This is a genomic window from Brachyspira innocens ATCC 29796, from assembly GCF_000384655.1.
In the GTDB taxonomy this organism is placed as follows: domain Bacteria; phylum Spirochaetota; class Brachyspiria; order Brachyspirales; family Brachyspiraceae; genus Brachyspira; species Brachyspira innocens.
Window position 1 is genome coordinate 1 of record NZ_ARQI01000073.1, and the last position, 16,095, is coordinate 16,095.

Genomic DNA, 16,095 nt, shown 5'->3' on the forward strand with positions numbered 1-16,095 from the left:
CCTGCCGTTTTTTTATCTTCTTGAGTAAGACTTTTTAATAATTGATAAATTACTCTATGCATATTTATAAACTCTATTTATTATTAGCTTTTTGTATTACTATATTCAAAGCACTTTTGACTGCCTCTTCTATATTCTCTCTGTTTGATTCAAATAGAGGTATTAACAAAGGCACTTCATTTTTATATTTATTTCCATATTCATTAAAAAAAGCATAATACCTATCGCCTTGCTCTTTATACCATTTTATTTTATTTTTCTCAGGTGCTGTGCCTCTTTTTCCGCTAATTGTAGTAATCTTCACATTGCTTTCAGTATTACTCTTTTTGTTTATTCTTGTTTCTTTTACAGTAAAATATTTATCAAAAGTCCAGCCTCTGCTTTTTGCTTTTGCATTAGCTTCTTTTGCTATTCTTCTAGCTTCTTTTAATGAGGCTTTTTTTACTTCATTCTTAAAATCAATTCCTAACTCTTCTAAAGTTTTCCTGAACTCATCAAACCCTGTAAGAGTTACTTTATTTTTTTCAGACATATTACTCTCTATTGTCAGCTTTTTTATTATTTACTAATTTCTTTATTGTAAATATGCATTCTATATTTTTATATGAAACATTCTCCATATTAATGACTTCATAGATATCATTTTCACGGTTTATTTTGGCCATCATTCCTTTGGTATCAAACTCTTTGAAATAATGAGTATGTACTTTCAAAGTTCTTTCTAAATCTTTTCTTTTACCCTGCTGTATATCTTTATATGTTATATCTTCAATAGAGCATTTTACTTTTCTTAATTCTATTAATTCATTACTTCCTGTTCCATTTCCATTATCTATATACTTCGTTCTATAAAAAGTTATAGTATGAATTAATTTTCCAACTTTCATTATTGTTATATTCGCCTCGCCTAATAAAAGCGAATAAGTAAACTTATTCGCACATCTGTGCCCCTGTGGGGCTGGCTTGGCTCATCTCCTATAGAGTAAACTTTTCCCTTGCAATGGCCAATAATCTGTGAACACCTTTCAAAGCAACTTCCTCACTTTGACTAGCTTCTCCTGTTTTGCTTTCAAAATAATGAGCAGCAAGTCCAAGAATAGCATATCTGACTTCAGGAGGACAATCGGTTCTTTTGTATTCAGCCTCATTAGCTTTATTACAATATCCGATTGCACTGTCTAAAGTCAATTGCAGTATATCATCATCATAGTCGATGCCTTCCAAGTTTAGAAACTTTTTGAACTCAGCCAAAGTAACTACTCTGTTATCATCACCTGCCTCTTGCGAAAGCACGCCTTCGGCGACAACTTTTCCGACATCAATGTCTATACTATTATTAATATCTTCAGTATCACTGCTCATATATAAAAGCCTTAAGCTGCATACGCTTGATCATGTGCTACTAATCTTACAAATGCTTCTTTTTGAATAGGTGCTCCGTCTCCCCAATATCCTACTTGGAAGCCTATTTGATTTGTATTGCTGTACAATTCATGCAAAACTTGAAGCTCCATAGATAAGCTGTCCATAATCCAATAATATTTTAAGTTTGCTAAGAAACCAAAATATTTTGCAGCTTCTAGCTTATCTTCTATAAAGTCATTTTGCACAACTGGTATACCAAGTAAAATACTAGGCTGTCCCGCTATTAAACTTTCCTGCCAAATAGGACGGTCCTGCTTATCTTTTAATTTTCTTAATGCTGCAATAGCTTTTCTATTAAGCATCCATACAGCTCCGTTTTGGTATCCGCCTTTCAATCCGCTTACTGCATCTACTAATCCGTCATAAGTTATAGCAGCAGTTGCAGTTCCTACTTTTATATCTCTGTCAGTTGGAATAGCGGCTGTATTATCTGAAGTCTGAGCAAATATGCCTAAAGGTTTATCTGTACCATTACCGTATAAATAATTATGCTCTAATGTAGCAGCCAATTTATATGCTATTCTCTCCTGTACAAAACTTTGAATATCTATATTGCTCTGCTTTATTAATCTCTTACTAATTTTTACCAATTTAGTTAATTGATTGGCTTTCATTTCTCTTTTACCGAAAGCCATATTAGTATCTTCTGTTACCGCTGCGATTTCTGCTGTCCATTCAAGATTATTTAAATCGCTGTCAAGTGTAGGTATTCCTATGCTTGCATATCCGTTCATAGCAGGAATTATATTTGCTCTTTTTCTTATTTGAACTGCATCATCTAAGTCTTTTATAATTTCTTTTACTAGATACTGAGGTGCTATAGTATATCCGCCTTTTTCAGCAACTCCTGCCTGAAGTTCTCTTATCTCTTTATCATCGCCTGTTCTAAACCATCTGCCGACTTTAGCTCTTAATTCAGCTTCGTTATCATCAGAAGATGCTTTGTCTAAATTATCAGCTATATTTCTTTTATTCATAGAAGAATTAGTTTGAAGTGATAAAAGTTTATCATATCTTTCTATTTCCTTATTTCTATTTTCTATATTCTTCATTAAAGTATCTATATCATTATCTAGTTTTGATATATCATCTTTTTTAATTTCTCTCTCTTCAATACTCATAGAAGCATACGCTTCTCTTTTTTGCATAAGTTCATCAATAGTTGTTAAAACTAAAGCATTTTCATTTTTTAGTTTTTCTATTAAAGCTCTCAATTCTTCTGGTGACATAATTTACTCCTTATTATTGTTATCACTCCAACTGCAGATTGTTTATTGCTTTGTAAACTTCGCAATAAACAATCTGCAGTTGTCGTTCTTATTATTTATTTTTTATTTTTAGATATTTTATTTTTTGTTCATATTCTTTATTTCTATAATCAAAATCATCATTTACTGTAGGCATAGATTTATCAGGCGGTTTGGGAATATAAGCATCATTATTTTTATCTCTAACATTTGTTTCCGTATAAGCAGGAAATGTTACTAATGATATTTCATGTAAAGTGATTTCGTTTATTTCACGTATAGGCATTGAGTATTCTTTTAATGTTTCTTTATCATCAATCCAATTCTCTCTTACTACTTTGAAGCCGAAAGACATCTGCTTTATATCGCCTCTGTCTACGCTTTCTTTCAAATCTCTTGCCCAAGTAGTATTTGGCAGAGAAACTTCAAAATATAAGCCCTTATCATCTTCTCTTAAAATCAATGTCCCAGAGCTTTTTCTGCCGAGTACATATCTTGTATCATGTCCCCATAAACATACCTGATCATTTTCTAATAATGATTTAGTGAAAGCACCTCTGTTTATACGCTCCCTAAATAAATCTCCATATAGAGGCTCGCTTAAAGAATTATATACAATAGCATAGCCTCTTAATTTAAGAGGTTCACCTTCTGTGTCTGTACTTTTTTGAATATTAATATCTATACTTCTAATTTCATTATTACTTGCTGACATCTTTCTCTTCCTCTTCTAATTTTTTATTTTCATCATTGTTATTTATATTAAAGTCTTGATTGCTCTCATTTTCTGAAGTTTCATAAACTGTTTTTATTGGTCTTATCTGCTGGCTTACAAAATATTCATCGCCGTATTTATCTTCAACTTCATTTAAATTATCCTGCTTTCTCCACTCGTTTCTAGTAAGTATTCCGTTATTAAACCTTATTTGATTAGCCTGCTGTCTTGTAAGAGTGTCTCCTCTTAAAAGACCATCTAAATTAAACTCTATTAAGTATTTCTTTTTTTCATAGCTGTTTAATAAATGTCCGTTTAACGCTTTTTCTATCCTCACACACCAAGGTCTTATTGTGTGAGTTACGAACTCTATACTTTGATGTTCTATATTATTATTTGTACTCCTGCTTAAATCACCGATTAAATGAGGAGGTACACGGAACACTCGGCATATTTCTTCTACCGAAAATCTTCTGCTTTCTAAAAACTGAGCATCTGATAAGTTCATAGTTGCAAACTCCGCTTTCAAACCCTCTTCAAGCACAACTATCCCATTATTCCAAGCATCCCAAAAAGATTTTTTCATGTTCTCTTTAGCTTCCTTACTCAAATGCTCTGGGTGGGTAAGTATTGGTGTTTTCTTAACGCCTTTACTGAAAAAATCTAATGCAAAATTATCTTGATAAAGCCCTGTTGCTATTTGCTTTCTCATCATAGAAATAGGGCTGTATCCTACAACACCATTCCAGCCTAATCCTGCTATATGCATTACTTGTCTTTTAGATAAGTTTATTATTTTGCCGTCATCATTATATTCATACGCTATATACCCTAAATCGTCTCTATAAACTCTCATTTTAGAGACATCTAGTAAATATAATCCTCTGACTGCATTAAAATTATCTCTCACAACTTCGACAAAGCCGTTGCCTTGTAAAAGTATATGAGTAATAAGACTTTCTATGAAAGATACACTTGTACACTCCTCATTCGGAGCGTTATGCAGTAAGCCGTATAATGAATGTTCGTATGCTCTTATCCTATTCCCATTTTTTATTTTATATACAAAAAGAGGGAGTGTAGCTATAGTTTCAGCTATCACTCTTACACAGGCAAATACTGTAGAAAAAGTTAAAGCAGTATTTTCATTAACTGAAATATTGCTTTTATCAGCCCCGTATAAAACTGCAAAATCGTTATGACTGAAATCAGGAAACAGCCATTTTTTTACTGTGCTTCGTATGTTTTCTAAAAAAGCCATATATATATAATTAAAATATCGCTTTTTATTACTGCAGTTATTTATTTTCTATATTTTTATTACAAGAACTTGAAGCCCAAAGTCTTTCTTTAAATTTATTATCATTGCTGCCGCTTATATTTCTATATCCGCCATTTGATTTCCAAGAATATTTTATATATCCGTAATCTTCCAAGTTATTATGTTCGCCTTCATATCCTGCCACAACTATTTTATAAGTTTCTCTATAAGCATTTTTTATACAAAACTCATTAACTTCTTTTGCTGTATCATAACTATCAATTCTGTATAGAGATTTTTTTCTGCTTGTATCTGAATACGGAGGATCTGAAACTACCGCATTTATTGAATTACTTTCTAATTCTTTCATAACTTCTTCACAATTGCCTTTAATTAAAATGCAATTGCCTATTATTACTTTTTTGAACATAATTAAAAATCTCCTATAAATATTTAGTTTTCTATTAATAAATATTAATATTATTGTTTATTAATATACACTTTAATTTTTGATGGGAGATACGATGCCTAAAAATGATAAAAAAGAGCAAAAAATGGCTGAAAAAAGCAGAAAAGATAATAAAAAACAGACTAAAAAAGTATTAAAAATACCAAATCCGCCTGAATATTTTGTTGGATATTCTTTGAAAAAATGGAATGAGTTAGCTCCGATTTTTGCTGAAAAAAATATGCTTGGAGATGCGGATTTATCAGCTTTTGAACTTCTATGTTTGCATTACGGCGATGCTATGAATCTATATCAAGCTATGATTAATGAAGGAGGGTCTATAGCTGGATATTTAGAAGGTAAAAACTCTCAGACTATGGGAGAATATTTAGCATATCACAAAGCTATAACAGCATATACGAAAATGCTTACTGAGTTTGGTTTAACTCCTGCTTCCAAAAAGAAAGTGCCTGTGCCTGAAGTAGTAGAAGATGACGATCCTTTGAGTAAAATGATAAACGAATAATATATGATTAAATATAAAGAATATATTGATAAAGTTATTAATAAAGAACTGCCTGTGTGTAAATCTGCTTTTTTATCTGTAAAAAGGCATTTAGATGATATAGAAAAATCTAACGCCAAAGGTGGACTTCGTCAAAATAACGATTATCCTTTTTATTTTGATGAGAAAGAAGCTGAAAGACCTATTACTTTTATTCAGTCTTTAGTACATACGAAAGGAGAATGGGCTAATCATAATATTATATTAGAGCCTTGGGAACAGTTTATAATAGCAAGTATATTCGGATGGAGGAGAAAGGAAAATAATTTAAGAAGATTTAAAAAGGCTTATATTCAGGTAAGCAGAAAAAACGGAAAAACTACTTTTGCATCAGGTATAGGCAATTATTGTTTTTTCTGCGACAGTCCTGCAGAGGCTGGAGTTGAAATATATTATATAGCTACTAAAAAAGATCAGGCAAAAATCGCATGGAGTGAAAGCGAAAGGCAGATAAGAAAAGCAAAAGCTCTTAATAAAGAAGCGATTACATATAAACAAACTTCTACAATTACAAAGAAAAAAGATACTGCATCAAAATCAAAACCGCTTGGACAGGACAGCAACACTGAAGACGGATTAAATCCGCATTTAGTTATAGTAGATGAATACCATGCACATCCAGATAATGAACTTCTAAACGTTCTTGAGTCTGGTATGGGAGCGAGACGTCAGCCTCTTACTTTTATAATCACAACCGCAGGTTTTGATAAATCTTCAGTATGTTTTTCTGAATATGAATATGCTAAGCAAATACTAGGGGGAACATTAAATAATGATGAATATTTTACAATAATATACGAGCCTGACAATGTAAATGATATTTGGGTATTTATGAGCGAATATAAAGAAAAATTAAATAAATTAAATAAAGCGGAAAGCCGAGTGCCTGCCGATTTAGAAGAATCGGCAGGAGCTTATAACGAGGCTGTACGCTTGAAACTAATGGAAGATATTTCAAAGCAGGAAGAATTAATAAATAAAATTATTTTTCAAGCTAATCCTAATATAAATGTTTCTGTAAAAGACAGTTATATTAAATCTAGGCTTTTAGAAGGACTTGATAAGCCTATTCAGAGAACTGATATACTTACAAAAAACTTGAATGTTTGGACTCAGGCAAGCGAGGTTTGGATATCTTCTGACAGATGGCTTAAATCTTATTCACATCAAAATATAAATATAAATGAATTAAAAGGCAGAAAAGCCTGCATCGGTTTGGATTTAGCAACTACAAGAGATATAGCAGCCTATGTTTTATGCTTTGATTCTATTGATAACGGACCGTATATACTTCTGCCCCGCTTCTTTATGCCGAAAGAAAATATAAGGCAGCGTTCTAAAGAGGACAGAGTACCTTATGAATTATGGGCTTCGCAGGGTTTAATTACTTTAACAAGCGGCGATATAATAGATTTTGATATTATAGAATCCTCAATACTAAATGATGCCGAGCAGTTTGAAATTATAGAAATAGCTTATGACCCTTGGAAAGCTATTGAAATAGTTACTCATTTAGAAAATGAAGGATTCAAAATGACGCAAATTAGGCAGTCTTTTGCAGTCGGCGGTTTATCTGAAGGAACTTCTTTATTTGAAAAAACTATAGATGAACGTAAACTTTTACATGGTAATAATGCAGTTCTTAATTGGATGATAAGCTGCTGTGAAGTGAAAACTGACGGCAGAGATAATTATTTACCCGTAAAACCTGACAGAAGAAGATCATATAAAAGAATTGACGGCGTTGTAGCCTCAATTATGGCTCTTCATAAAGTAATTAAAAATCATTTTGAAGATACTAAAAGTATTTATGAAACTGAAGGTGTATTTAGCTTATAATCATTTATAATCTGCATACTTTATATATTATATATAAAGTATGCATTAATAAATAATTAAAAAAGATTTATGATATTTTCAAATTGTCTATTTCTGTTTCCGTTTTTATTATATAATAACCTAATACTTCGTTTATTTTTTCTCTTATTTCTTTTCTCATAAGTCTTGCTGATAACTCTAAAAAATCAGCATAATTATTTATAATATCATCGCTTGTATTAGTATCTACTCTCATGCTGTATACTCTAAAAGAAGATGTTATTTTTCCATCTCTGTCTTTATCAGTTCTTAGTATTTCCTCATCCTTAAAATTAACTTCTGCATTATATCTATTTAAATCTACATCTAATTTATTATTATTTAATAATTCTCTTATTGCTTTTGTAGCCTCTTCATTATTATTTTTTATTATTGCTAATTCTTTTTTTAATTGTTTGTTCATTTTTAATTCCTCTTTTAATTATTTATTTATGTGATGACAATAACTCTGTTCCAAAAGATAGCAAGTTCTTTTCCTCAAAAACTATATTTTTAAGTCAAAAGTTTAAAATGACTATTTTAATTTTATATTTTAATAAAAAGACTATAATTTTAAATAAAAATAAAAATAAGGTTTTTAAAAAATGGATGATTCAAGAAACAGTATAACAATTAATTTTAATCAGGATCTATACAGGTGGATTGTAAAAATGGTAAAAAATAGTAAAGCAGATCCTTTTAATTATTCAAATGTCACGTTCGGTGGTTTTGTACAGGCTTGTGTTGCTAAAGCTAAAAAAGAGTATGAGGAAAAAGGAAGCGAAATAGAGAAATTAAGTAAAAGAGTATCAGAGTTAGAAAATAAAATTAAAAGAATTGATGAATTAGAAAATAAGATTAAAGAATTAGAAAAATAATGCTGATAACCCCCTAATAAAAAAGTTATCGCCACACATGAAAGAGTAGCCACTCGTTGCACCGAGTAAAAGCCTGTAGAGATTTTACCCACCCCCGCCAATCAAATATAAATCAGTTATAATTCATATAAGAAAAAAATTAAAATAAATTATTATTTTTTGTAGAAAAATTGTTGACATTTTTTCATCAAATGTTATAATATAATTAATCCTAATGAAAAAAGGAGGAAACTTATGGTCGAAGTGATTACTTTGGTCACTAAGGTTATAGAGCTTACCACGGCGATTATAACTTTAGTAATAGTTATAAAAAAGATTAAATAATCTTAATTATAACTGACCAAAGGCGGGGATTCGTCCCCGTCACTTCACATAAGTATATTATATAAAAAAAAATAAAGGTGTCAAGTATGAACCTTCAAATTATTAATACAATTTTAAGTATAATAACAATTATATGTTTGGTAATCATTATAGTAAAACTAAATAATAGGAATAAATAATGGAAATAAAAAAGAAAGATAATAGAGGCGGTGCTAGACCCAATACAGGCGGTGCTCGTGAAGGTGCTGGCAGAAAAAAGAAAGATGATAAGGATAAAAAGCCTAGCTATAGAATATCTTTCAGATTAAATGAAGAAGAAAATAAAATGCTTGAAGAAGCCGCAAAAAAAGAAGGAATGAGCATAGGACAATATGCTAGAAAATGTGCTTTGGAGAAATTTAAAATATAACAAATAAATAATTTGTATATATTAGGTGTTGCGATAATAAAGATTATCGCAACATATATGCATTATTTTTTGTGATATATATTTACAATAGAAAATAATATATAAAATCTGGAATTTTTTTATAAATTAAAATATAATCATTATAGTAATATTAATTAGTTGTATATAAGAAATATGGATAAAGATATAAAGGTTATTGACTTATTTTGTGGTATAGGCGGATTAACTTATGGCTTAAAGAAAGCTGGGCTTAATGTTATACTTGGTATAGATATAGATAATTCATGTAAATATATTTATGAAACTAATAATAATGCCCCATTTATGTGTAAAGATATAAAAACGTTAGATCCAAATACATTAAAGTCATATTTTTCTAAAAATGATATTAAAATATTAGTTGGGTGTGCTCCTTGTCAACCATTTTCATCTCAAACATTTAAATATAATGCCTCTAAACTACATAAAGATAGAGATTTATTAGATTATTTTTTGAAAATAATAAAAAAAATAGAACCTGATATTGTTTCAATGGAAAATGTACCAGCTATAACTAAACAGGATGTATTTTATAATTTTATTTCATATTTGAAAAAAAAACATTATGGTGTAAGTTATTCATTTATATTAGCTCAAAACTATGGTGTTCCTCAAAATAGACGTAGATTGGTATTATTAGCTTCTAAATATGGAACTATAAATATTTTACCAGAAACTCATAATAAATCAAATTATGTTAAAGTAAAAGATATTATAAAAACATTACCTCCTATAAAAGCAGGTGAAACTTACTATATAGACCCTATGCATAAAGCTAAAAATTTGGAAGATATTAATATAAAAAGAATAAAACAATCAAAACCAAAAGGAAGTTGGAAAGATTGGGATGAGTCTCTTTTGCCAAATTGTTATAAGAAGCCTTCTGGAAGTAGTTATACTTCTGTTTATGGTCGTATGAGTTTTGATGATATATCTCCAACAATAACTACACAATTTTATAATTATGGCTCAGGAAGATTTGGACATCCAGAACAAGATAGAGCTATATCTTTAAGAGAAGGGGCTCTTTTACAAACTTTTCCTATAGAATATGATTTTGGTAATGATATAAATTTTACAAAAACAGGTAGACATATTGGAAACGCTGTACCACCAAAATTAGCAGAAATTATAGGTAAATCAATTTTAGAACATATAAGGAAATATGTATGAAAAAAAAAGAAATTACTTATTCTAATAAAGAAGAAGCTGAAAAACAAATAAAAGCAAAGCAAAGAGAAATAGAATACGATACTAAAGATTATACAATAGAATATATAGTTGATAAGTTCAAAAAAGAAGAATTTTTTATTCCACCTTATCAAAGAAAATTTGTTTGGAACAATAAATATAAAAATAGTTTTATAGAATCTATATTTTTAGGACTTCCAATACCATTTATGTTTTTTAGTGATACTGAAGATGGTAGTTTAGAAATTATAGATGGAGCACAAAGAGTTCAAACTTTAGCAGCATTTATTGGAAATGAAATTATATTAGATGACTTAAAGGAACTTAATTCATTAAATGGATTTACTTTTGAAGATTTATTGGATTCTCAAAAAAGAAAATTTCAAAACAAAACTATGAGGGTTATTGTATTAAAAGAAACTACACCTGAACATATTAGATATGAACTTTTTAATAGAATCAATACATGTGGCGTACATGCTAATGCATCTGAAATAAGACGTGGATCTTATAGTGGTGAACTTACTAAGTTAATAGAAGAGTGTTCAAAAAATGAAAAATTTAAACGATTAGCTCCTATGAATCAAAATAGAGAAAAAAGATATGAAAGATTTGAATTAGTTTTAAGGTTTTTTGCATATTTAAATACTTATGAAGAATTTAAACAAAGTGTTAGTCCATTTTTAGATAATTATTTAAAGGATAATTTAAATAGTATTGATGTAGAAAAGTTCAGAGAAGAATTTAATAATATGTTAGATTTTGTTGAAAATAATTTTAAGTATGGTTTTGCTAAACCTCAAACTCCTAATACAACACCTAGGGTACGGTTTGAAGCTATAGCAATAGGATCTGCTCTTGCTTTGAGAAAAAATAAAAATTTAAAAGTAAAAAATGTAGACTGGATTAATTCAGATGAATTTAAAGAATATACTACTTCTGATGCTAGTAATAGCCAAGGAAAATTAAAAAGAAGAATAGAATATGTTAGAGATAGACTTTTAGAAAATAGTATTTAATATAGAGTTTTAATATGAACAATACAAAAGATATTTTTGCTAATAGAAAAAAAGAAGTTAACTTGTTCTTTAAAAAATTATATATCATTAATAATCGTATAAACTCTGGTAAAAAAAATAAGATATATAATGACGATTTTTTTAAAATATTAAAATCTAGTTTTATATTAATATTATATAATTTAGTAGAATCTACAATAAGTTCTGCTATAAATGATATTTATCAGAAGATAGAAGATGGTAAATATACATACAAAGATGTTATTTCTGAAATTAAAAATATGTGGGCTAATAATAAAATAAAATCTAAAAATATGAAAACATTTGAAATTGTAGATGATATCATAAATAGCAGTATAGTTTTAGAAAAGAAGAAATTATCTATATCAGGTAATATTGATGATAATAAAATTAGAAATATATGTAAAGAACATAATATAACAATAAGAGAAAAAAATGGTGAAGATTTAAGAAATATAAAAAAAAATAGAAATCATTTAGCTCATGGAGAATATTCTTTTACTGATTGTAGTAGAGATTTGACTTTAGATGATTTAAGAAAAATAAAAAATAATGTTTTATCTTTTATGGAATCCATATTATTTGATATTGAGCAATACTATAATGAAGAATTATTCTTAGAGAAAAATTTAAATAAAAAAGATAAGAATAAATAGTAATATACTTTTTATTATAATTTATTCAATAGCATCTATTTCTTTATAAGATAAACTAAATTATCAAGATCATTTATTTATTATATATTAAATTCAATTAAATTTTATATTATTGATAATTTTTTATAGTTGCGATAACATAAATTATCGCAACAATATATTTAATTACTATTTTCTAAAATAAGTTTTTTAATATACTTACGTACACTCATATTATTTTCTTTAGCTAATCTTTTTAATAGCTTATATTCTTTATATTTGAATCTGCAAACTATTAATTTTTTTTTCATTATTCTACCTCCAAACTTTTTAAGTATATTCCTGTTATAGCTATACTGCTATGATTTAATGCCTGTCTAATAAGTTCTATGTCTTTGGTTTGTTTGTATAAAGTAACAGCGAAATAATGCCTTATATCATGTATAGAGTAGGCGGCTTTTATTTTACCTTGATTATATAAACGCTTTGAACTCCTATAAAAGATGTTCCTTATTACTTCAGAGCTTTTATTTTTGAAAGGATTATTAAAAGAAAGATTATTCTGTTTTAATAATTTAATAACTTTGTCAGTAACTTTCCAGCTTATTTCTTTGCCTTTTGAATATGAATAATATTTGTTATTTCTTATTTCTAGTTTAGGTAAAGCACCAACACGCACACCGCATTCCATTATAAAAATGATGGCCACTTTTATGAGAGGATCAGATATATCTTTAATTATTAATTCAATTTCTTTTTTACTTGGTACTTCAAGTCTTTTTTTATTTTTCACAGGCGGACGAGTTTTTGTACCTCGAAAAGGATTTTTCATAAACGGATACCTTCTTTCTAAAAAAGAAAAGAAAGAGGAACAGGAAGAAACTAAAGCACGTACACTTAAATTAGAAAGTTCACTAGAATTAACTTCTGTTATAAAATCATCAGCTTCTCTAGGTTTAATAAATAAAATATTCTTATTATTCATACGGCAATACTCTTCTAGTTTATTAAGTCCGTTTTTATACTGTCTTTTTGTGTGATTGCTTTTTGTTTTTGAACATTGCTTAAAAAAGTTTTCTTTTTCTGTTTCATAATCTATCTGTTTAATAAGCTGCTCTTCTTTCATATAGTCAAGTATATTCAAGTAGTTAGCTTGTTTGTAAAGAAGTTCTGCTTGCTCTTGGCTTATTATATTATTATTTTGTAATATTAATTCTTTATATTTTTTAGAAGACATGTTTATACCTTTTCATTAAATTAAAGACTTATTTTTAGTCTTCATTTATATAAAAAGAATATAAACTTTTATAACATAATAAACACTCGGCTGTTCACAGCCAACAAAAAACAGCCGAGCTAGTCAACACAGCAACATAATTTAAACAATTATGCAACCTTAAAATCAATCTTTGAAATATATTAACTATATACTCCAAATCAAATTATTCTTTTTTACTACACAAATAAAAAAGAACATACTAGAAGCAAAACTTTATTCATCACTTAAATAAAGTTTTAGTTCTTTGAAACGTACGATTCACCTCCTTTATAGATTTTTATTAAATGTATATGATAATGTGATATACACATTTGAATCTATCTAATATTTTATTTTTTTTTATAATCTTCTATCACTTCATTATATATATCTTCTTCTATTTCTGCTCTTTTTTTACCAGTTTTGAAATAATTATAAATATCAGCTACAAAACTAGCAGCATTGCGTATTCCTGTTATAGAATCAAGATTTAATAAAATGGCATTCAATATCATAATAATATTTCTAGGAGTTCTATGACAGCATAACCAAAAGCCTCTCAATCCTCTTCCATCCTCTTTAGTTCTATCTTCTTTTGGAACTATAGCAACAATAAAAATATGCCCATCTTTTTTTAATTTACTTATAAACTCATCTACTTCCTGTTTTTCCATTAAAACGGCACCTCATCATCATCTTCCTGACTATTATTTTCTGCTGTGTTATTAGAATCTTTTTTATCTGCAAGCATTTGCATTGACTGCATAATTATTCTCACTTTAGATTTAGTAGTGTTTGTATTTTTATCCTGCCATCTTTCTTGTCTTAATGTTCCGCTTATTAAAACCTGCTTTCCTTTTGTAAGATATTTATTTGCTGTTTCTGCAAGTTTATCAAATGCCACTATATCGAAATAATTTACTTCTGTAGTATTTTTTGTACTTATATAATAATTATTTGCTATAGAAAACTCCGCAACTTCCATTCCGCTTTGTGTATATTTTCTCTGAGGATCAGCAGTCAATCTTCCTATTAATGTTACACCATTATGATCTGTCATAAATAACTCCTAACTCAATTTTTCTGCTATTAAAAAAAGCATACCGATTATGTCCGATAAAAAGAAACAAAGTAAATAAAATGCTTTGCCAATAGGATTTTTATTTGTTATGCTAAAAAAGATAAACATAAATCCAATTATATGCCAAGCATAAAAAAATAAATAACACATCATTTATATACCTCTACCTTACTATAATAATTTTTATATGATAGTCCTAATTTTCTAGGAAGTTTTGAAACTCTCTTGAATAATAAGCATTGATATCTTTTACCAACTTTTATCAATATTTTTAATCTTGCTATAATATCTTCTTCCTTTTTATAACTTATCTTTTTATGCCACTCATATCTAATACGCCTTTTTATTCTTTTATAAATAGCTTTATATTTATTGGCTTTATATTTTATAGTCATCTTTATATTTCTTTGCTTAATATATTTTCTACCTCATTCATATAAAAATCTAATGTATGATTACAATCTAATTTTTCTCCATTTATGGTTACAAATAATTCATTTTTATCTTTTACTTTATTATAACTGACATCAATATTTTTATATTTATATTGCAATACTCCAAGAATGTCATTCATTCTTCTGAACTCATCATTTACATCATTATAATTAATAATAACTTTAATCATCAGTTTTTATCTCTTTAATATATTTATGAAATTGTAACATCTTTATATAATGTAAAACTTCATTTAAATAATTACTTGAATATAATTTTTTACTGCTTTTGCTATATAAAATAAATCTTTTTGTTTTCTTTTCATATATCAAACAAAAATCTCTGCTTTTACCATTGGCATAAAAGTTTTTTATAGAGAAATAAAAAGATACAGACTGTCCTTCTATATTCTCCATCACAACTATATCTTTTTTATAAGTGAAAAATAATCTAGTGAATATTTGTGATATTATTCTTTTTTCTTTATTATTCATCATCTTCCTCTTCATAAACAATAGTTATTGGAATACCTCTGAGCATTGCTTTGCTTAAACATTTTCTGCATATATTTTTTACAACTTTTCTATATCTAGTTCTGCCTTTTTTATCTTTAACTCTTATTGTCATTTTACATAGAATTAAAGCATTATCAGTTTCTTGTTTCTGCAATCCGCATATACAGCAAATCATTTTTTATTTCCCTTATTCTTTTTTATATATTTATACAAAGTTTCTTTATTATCTTTCACTTTATATAATATATCCAAAACAACATCTTCAGGTTTTTTCTTAGTGTTTATAGCAGTTTGATATATAAGTGTTGCATATCCTATTAAAATATCTTCATAGCTGCCTTTGGTTTTTATCAGAGTTTGATTTTCTTTTGTATTATCAAATATTATAATAGTGTCTTTCATTATATCTTTCCATTTATCATATTCATATATCTTGTTTTTATTATTAAGTTCTTCTATAATTAAATCTATTTTTTCCCTATCTTCTTCAGATTGTTTAAACTCCCATGAATAAGGCTCTTCTAAATCGATAAGTTTAATAAAATGCTTTTTAATAATCAAAAAGCATTTTATTACCTTCGCTATCCACTTTGTCGCCGTCCTCATCAAAATCCCAATTATTTATATTATCAGTATCTGCACTTAATGGATCTTCATCTATTTTATAATTAGACTGTTCTTCATCTTCTCCAAAAGATATTATTCCATTATCTTCTTCTAATGTTTCTTCAAAAGATTTATTTTCTCTTTTATTAATTTCTTTTTGTATATC

Annotated in this window: 24 protein-coding genes and 1 pseudogene; 7 read left to right on the forward strand and 18 right to left on the reverse strand. The window is 27.9% G+C overall.

The features are described from left to right. Nucleotides 1-73: 73 nt before the first annotated feature. From F811_RS0102230 to F811_RS0102260, 7 genes are all read right to left on the reverse strand, one after another. Nucleotides 74-532 carry a hypothetical protein gene (locus tag F811_RS0102230; RefSeq protein WP_008730217.1) on the reverse strand — a complete coding sequence of 153 codons (459 nt, stop codon included), beginning with the start codon at nucleotides 530-532 and terminating at the stop codon, nucleotides 74-76. A gap of 1 nt (nucleotide 533) precedes the next feature. After that, on the reverse strand, nucleotides 534-887 hold the full coding sequence (locus tag F811_RS0102235; protein ID WP_020003662.1) for a phage head completion protein: 354 nt from the start codon (nucleotides 885-887) through the stop codon (nucleotides 534-536). 88 nt (nucleotides 888-975) lie between these two features. Next, nucleotides 976-1,362 (reverse strand): head-tail connector protein, encoded by a 387-nt coding sequence (locus F811_RS0102240; RefSeq protein WP_020003663.1) that lies wholly within the window; start codon nucleotides 1,360-1,362, stop codon nucleotides 976-978. A gap of 11 nt (nucleotides 1,363-1,373) precedes the next feature. After that, nucleotides 1,374-2,654: a phage major capsid protein gene (locus tag F811_RS0102245; RefSeq protein WP_020003664.1), complete on the reverse strand. Its 1,281-nt coding sequence runs from the start codon at nucleotides 2,652-2,654 to the stop codon at nucleotides 1,374-1,376. Nucleotides 2,655-2,745: 91 nt separating this feature from the next. Continuing rightward, entirely contained in the window at nucleotides 2,746-3,387 is a 642-nt protein-coding gene (locus F811_RS0102250) for an HK97 family phage prohead protease (protein WP_020003665.1), read from the reverse strand. Beyond that, entirely contained in the window at nucleotides 3,374-4,648 is a 1,275-nt protein-coding gene (locus F811_RS0102255) for a phage portal protein (RefSeq protein WP_020003666.1), read from the reverse strand. The genes F811_RS0102250 and F811_RS0102255 overlap by 14 nt, the downstream gene beginning before the upstream one ends. Nucleotides 4,649-4,685: 37 nt before the next feature. Further along, nucleotides 4,686-5,078, reverse strand: coding sequence for a class I SAM-dependent methyltransferase (locus tag F811_RS0102260; RefSeq protein WP_020003667.1), 393 nt, complete (start codon nucleotides 5,076-5,078; stop codon nucleotides 4,686-4,688). 124 nt (nucleotides 5,079-5,202) lie between these two features. On the opposite strand from F811_RS0102260, the gene F811_RS0102265 reads away from it, so the two are divergent. Both F811_RS0102265 and F811_RS0102270 read left to right on the forward strand, forming a co-directional pair. Further along, nucleotides 5,203-5,622 (forward strand): P27 family phage terminase small subunit, encoded by a 420-nt coding sequence (locus F811_RS0102265; protein WP_425386784.1) that lies wholly within the window; start codon nucleotides 5,203-5,205, stop codon nucleotides 5,620-5,622. A 3-nt stretch (nucleotides 5,623-5,625) separates the two neighbouring features. Further along, nucleotides 5,626-7,500, forward strand: coding sequence for a terminase large subunit (locus F811_RS0102270; protein WP_020003669.1), 1,875 nt, complete (start codon nucleotides 5,626-5,628; stop codon nucleotides 7,498-7,500). Nucleotides 7,501-7,567: 67 nt separating this feature from the next. Here the strand turns inward: F811_RS0102270 and F811_RS0102275 are convergent, their stop codons facing one another. Continuing rightward, nucleotides 7,568-7,942: a hypothetical protein gene (locus F811_RS0102275; RefSeq protein WP_020003670.1), complete on the reverse strand. Its 375-nt coding sequence runs from the start codon at nucleotides 7,940-7,942 to the stop codon at nucleotides 7,568-7,570. A gap of 181 nt (nucleotides 7,943-8,123) precedes the next feature. Between F811_RS0102275 and F811_RS0102280 the strand changes: the two genes are divergently transcribed. From F811_RS0102280 to F811_RS0102305, 5 genes are all read left to right on the forward strand, one after another. Continuing rightward, entirely contained in the window at nucleotides 8,124-8,396 is a 273-nt protein-coding gene (locus F811_RS0102280) for a Rossmann-fold NAD(P)-binding domain-containing protein (protein ID WP_020003671.1), read from the forward strand. 502 nt (nucleotides 8,397-8,898) lie between these two features. Then, nucleotides 8,899-9,129, forward strand: coding sequence for a DUF6290 family protein (locus F811_RS0102290; RefSeq protein ID WP_020003673.1), 231 nt, complete (start codon nucleotides 8,899-8,901; stop codon nucleotides 9,127-9,129). 174 nt (nucleotides 9,130-9,303) lie between these two features. Continuing rightward, entirely contained in the window at nucleotides 9,304-10,341 is a 1,038-nt protein-coding gene (locus tag F811_RS0102295; RefSeq protein ID WP_020003674.1) for a DNA cytosine methyltransferase, read from the forward strand. After that, entirely contained in the window at nucleotides 10,338-11,378 is a 1,041-nt protein-coding gene (locus F811_RS15435; RefSeq protein WP_020003675.1) for a DUF262 domain-containing protein, read from the forward strand. Before F811_RS0102295 ends, F811_RS15435 begins: the two co-directional genes overlap by 4 nt. Nucleotides 11,379-11,392: 14 nt before the next feature. Further along, nucleotides 11,393-12,055, forward strand: coding sequence for an MAE_28990/MAE_18760 family HEPN-like nuclease (locus tag F811_RS0102305; RefSeq protein ID WP_020003676.1), 663 nt, complete (start codon nucleotides 11,393-11,395; stop codon nucleotides 12,053-12,055). Nucleotides 12,056-12,216: 161 nt separating this feature from the next. Here the strand turns inward: F811_RS0102305 and F811_RS17090 are convergent, their stop codons facing one another. The 10 genes and pseudogenes from F811_RS17090 to F811_RS16685 all read right to left on the reverse strand — a co-directional run. Next, complete coding sequence (locus F811_RS17090; RefSeq protein ID WP_020003677.1) at nucleotides 12,217-12,345, reverse strand: hypothetical protein; 129 nt, start codon at nucleotides 12,343-12,345, stop codon at nucleotides 12,217-12,219. After that, nucleotides 12,345-13,271 carry a tyrosine-type recombinase/integrase gene (locus F811_RS0102315; protein WP_020003678.1) on the reverse strand — a complete coding sequence of 309 codons (927 nt, stop codon included), beginning with the start codon at nucleotides 13,269-13,271 and terminating at the stop codon, nucleotides 12,345-12,347. The genes F811_RS17090 and F811_RS0102315 overlap by 1 nt, the downstream gene beginning before the upstream one ends. A gap of 371 nt (nucleotides 13,272-13,642) precedes the next feature. Next, nucleotides 13,643-13,966, reverse strand: a complete 324-nt coding sequence (locus F811_RS0102320; RefSeq protein ID WP_020003679.1) for a hypothetical protein — start codon at nucleotides 13,964-13,966, stop codon at nucleotides 13,643-13,645. After that, nucleotides 13,966-14,352 (reverse strand): single-stranded DNA-binding protein, encoded by a 387-nt coding sequence (locus F811_RS0102325; protein ID WP_020003680.1) that lies wholly within the window; start codon nucleotides 14,350-14,352, stop codon nucleotides 13,966-13,968. The genes F811_RS0102320 and F811_RS0102325 overlap by 1 nt, the downstream gene beginning before the upstream one ends. 170 nt (nucleotides 14,353-14,522) lie before the next feature. Next, nucleotides 14,523-14,768, reverse strand: coding sequence for a hypothetical protein (locus F811_RS0102335; protein ID WP_020003682.1), 246 nt, complete (start codon nucleotides 14,766-14,768; stop codon nucleotides 14,523-14,525). A 2-nt stretch (nucleotides 14,769-14,770) separates the two neighbouring features. Then, entirely contained in the window at nucleotides 14,771-14,998 is a 228-nt protein-coding gene (locus tag F811_RS0102340) for a hypothetical protein (RefSeq protein ID WP_020003683.1), read from the reverse strand. Further along, nucleotides 14,991-15,302 (reverse strand): hypothetical protein, encoded by a 312-nt coding sequence (locus F811_RS0102345; protein WP_020003684.1) that lies wholly within the window; start codon nucleotides 15,300-15,302, stop codon nucleotides 14,991-14,993. The genes F811_RS0102340 and F811_RS0102345 overlap by 8 nt, the downstream gene beginning before the upstream one ends. Further along, nucleotides 15,295-15,498, reverse strand: a complete 204-nt coding sequence (locus tag F811_RS0102350; RefSeq protein ID WP_020003685.1) for a hypothetical protein — start codon at nucleotides 15,496-15,498, stop codon at nucleotides 15,295-15,297. Before F811_RS0102350 ends, F811_RS0102345 begins: the two co-directional genes overlap by 8 nt. Then, complete coding sequence (locus F811_RS0102355; protein ID WP_013113838.1) at nucleotides 15,495-15,884, reverse strand: hypothetical protein; 390 nt, start codon at nucleotides 15,882-15,884, stop codon at nucleotides 15,495-15,497. The genes F811_RS0102350 and F811_RS0102355 overlap by 4 nt, the downstream gene beginning before the upstream one ends. Then, nucleotides 15,874-16,095 (reverse strand): annotated as a pseudogene (locus F811_RS16685) (hypothetical protein); the annotation flags it as partial. The gene F811_RS0102355 and the pseudogene F811_RS16685, both read right to left, overlap by 11 nt.

Coding starts and splice junctions, on each gene's coding strand:
- F811_RS0102325 (WP_020003680.1), bottom strand. CDS start 14,352: ATGACAGATCATAATGGTGTAACATTAATAGGAAGATTGACTGCTGAT.
- F811_RS0102305 (WP_020003676.1), top strand. CDS start 11,393: ATGAACAATACAAAAGATATTTTTGCTAATAGAAAAAAAGAAGTTAAC.
- F811_RS0102265 (WP_425386784.1), top strand. CDS start 5,203: ATGGCTGAAAAAAGCAGAAAAGATAATAAAAAACAGACTAAAAAAGTA.
- F811_RS0102335 (WP_020003682.1), bottom strand. CDS start 14,768: ATGACTATAAAATATAAAGCCAATAAATATAAAGCTATTTATAAAAGA.
- F811_RS0102255 (WP_020003666.1), bottom strand. CDS start 4,648: ATGGCTTTTTTAGAAAACATACGAAGCACAGTAAAAAAATGGCTGTTT.
- F811_RS0102245 (WP_020003664.1), bottom strand. CDS start 2,654: ATGTCACCAGAAGAATTGAGAGCTTTAATAGAAAAACTAAAAAATGAA.
- F811_RS0102275 (WP_020003670.1), bottom strand. CDS start 7,942: ATGAACAAACAATTAAAAAAAGAATTAGCAATAATAAAAAATAATAAT.
- F811_RS0102315 (WP_020003678.1), bottom strand. CDS start 13,271: ATGTCTTCTAAAAAATATAAAGAATTAATATTACAAAATAATAATATA.
- F811_RS0102270 (WP_020003669.1), top strand. CDS start 5,626: ATGATTAAATATAAAGAATATATTGATAAAGTTATTAATAAAGAACTG.
- F811_RS0102295 (WP_020003674.1), top strand. CDS start 9,304: ATGGATAAAGATATAAAGGTTATTGACTTATTTTGTGGTATAGGCGGA.
- F811_RS0102240 (WP_020003663.1), bottom strand. CDS start 1,362: ATGAGCAGTGATACTGAAGATATTAATAATAGTATAGACATTGATGTC.
- F811_RS17090 (WP_020003677.1), bottom strand. CDS start 12,345: ATGAAAAAAAAATTAATAGTTTGCAGATTCAAATATAAAGAATATAAG.
- F811_RS0102250 (WP_020003665.1), bottom strand. CDS start 3,387: ATGTCAGCAAGTAATAATGAAATTAGAAGTATAGATATTAATATTCAA.
- F811_RS0102320 (WP_020003679.1), bottom strand. CDS start 13,966: ATGGAAAAACAGGAAGTAGATGAGTTTATAAGTAAATTAAAAAAAGAT.
- F811_RS0102290 (WP_020003673.1), top strand. CDS start 8,899: ATGGAAATAAAAAAGAAAGATAATAGAGGCGGTGCTAGACCCAATACA.
- F811_RS0102350 (WP_020003685.1), bottom strand. CDS start 15,498: ATGATTTGCTGTATATGCGGATTGCAGAAACAAGAAACTGATAATGCT.
- F811_RS0102260 (WP_020003667.1), bottom strand. CDS start 5,078: ATGTTCAAAAAAGTAATAATAGGCAATTGCATTTTAATTAAAGGCAAT.
- F811_RS0102340 (WP_020003683.1), bottom strand. CDS start 14,998: ATGATTAAAGTTATTATTAATTATAATGATGTAAATGATGAGTTCAGA.
- F811_RS0102345 (WP_020003684.1), bottom strand. CDS start 15,302: ATGAATAATAAAGAAAAAAGAATAATATCACAAATATTCACTAGATTA.
- F811_RS0102280 (WP_020003671.1), top strand. CDS start 8,124: ATGGATGATTCAAGAAACAGTATAACAATTAATTTTAATCAGGATCTA.
- F811_RS0102235 (WP_020003662.1), bottom strand. CDS start 887: ATGAAAGTTGGAAAATTAATTCATACTATAACTTTTTATAGAACGAAG.
- F811_RS0102230 (WP_008730217.1), bottom strand. CDS start 532: ATGTCTGAAAAAAATAAAGTAACTCTTACAGGGTTTGATGAGTTCAGG.
- F811_RS15435 (WP_020003675.1), top strand. CDS start 10,338: ATGAAAAAAAAAGAAATTACTTATTCTAATAAAGAAGAAGCTGAAAAA.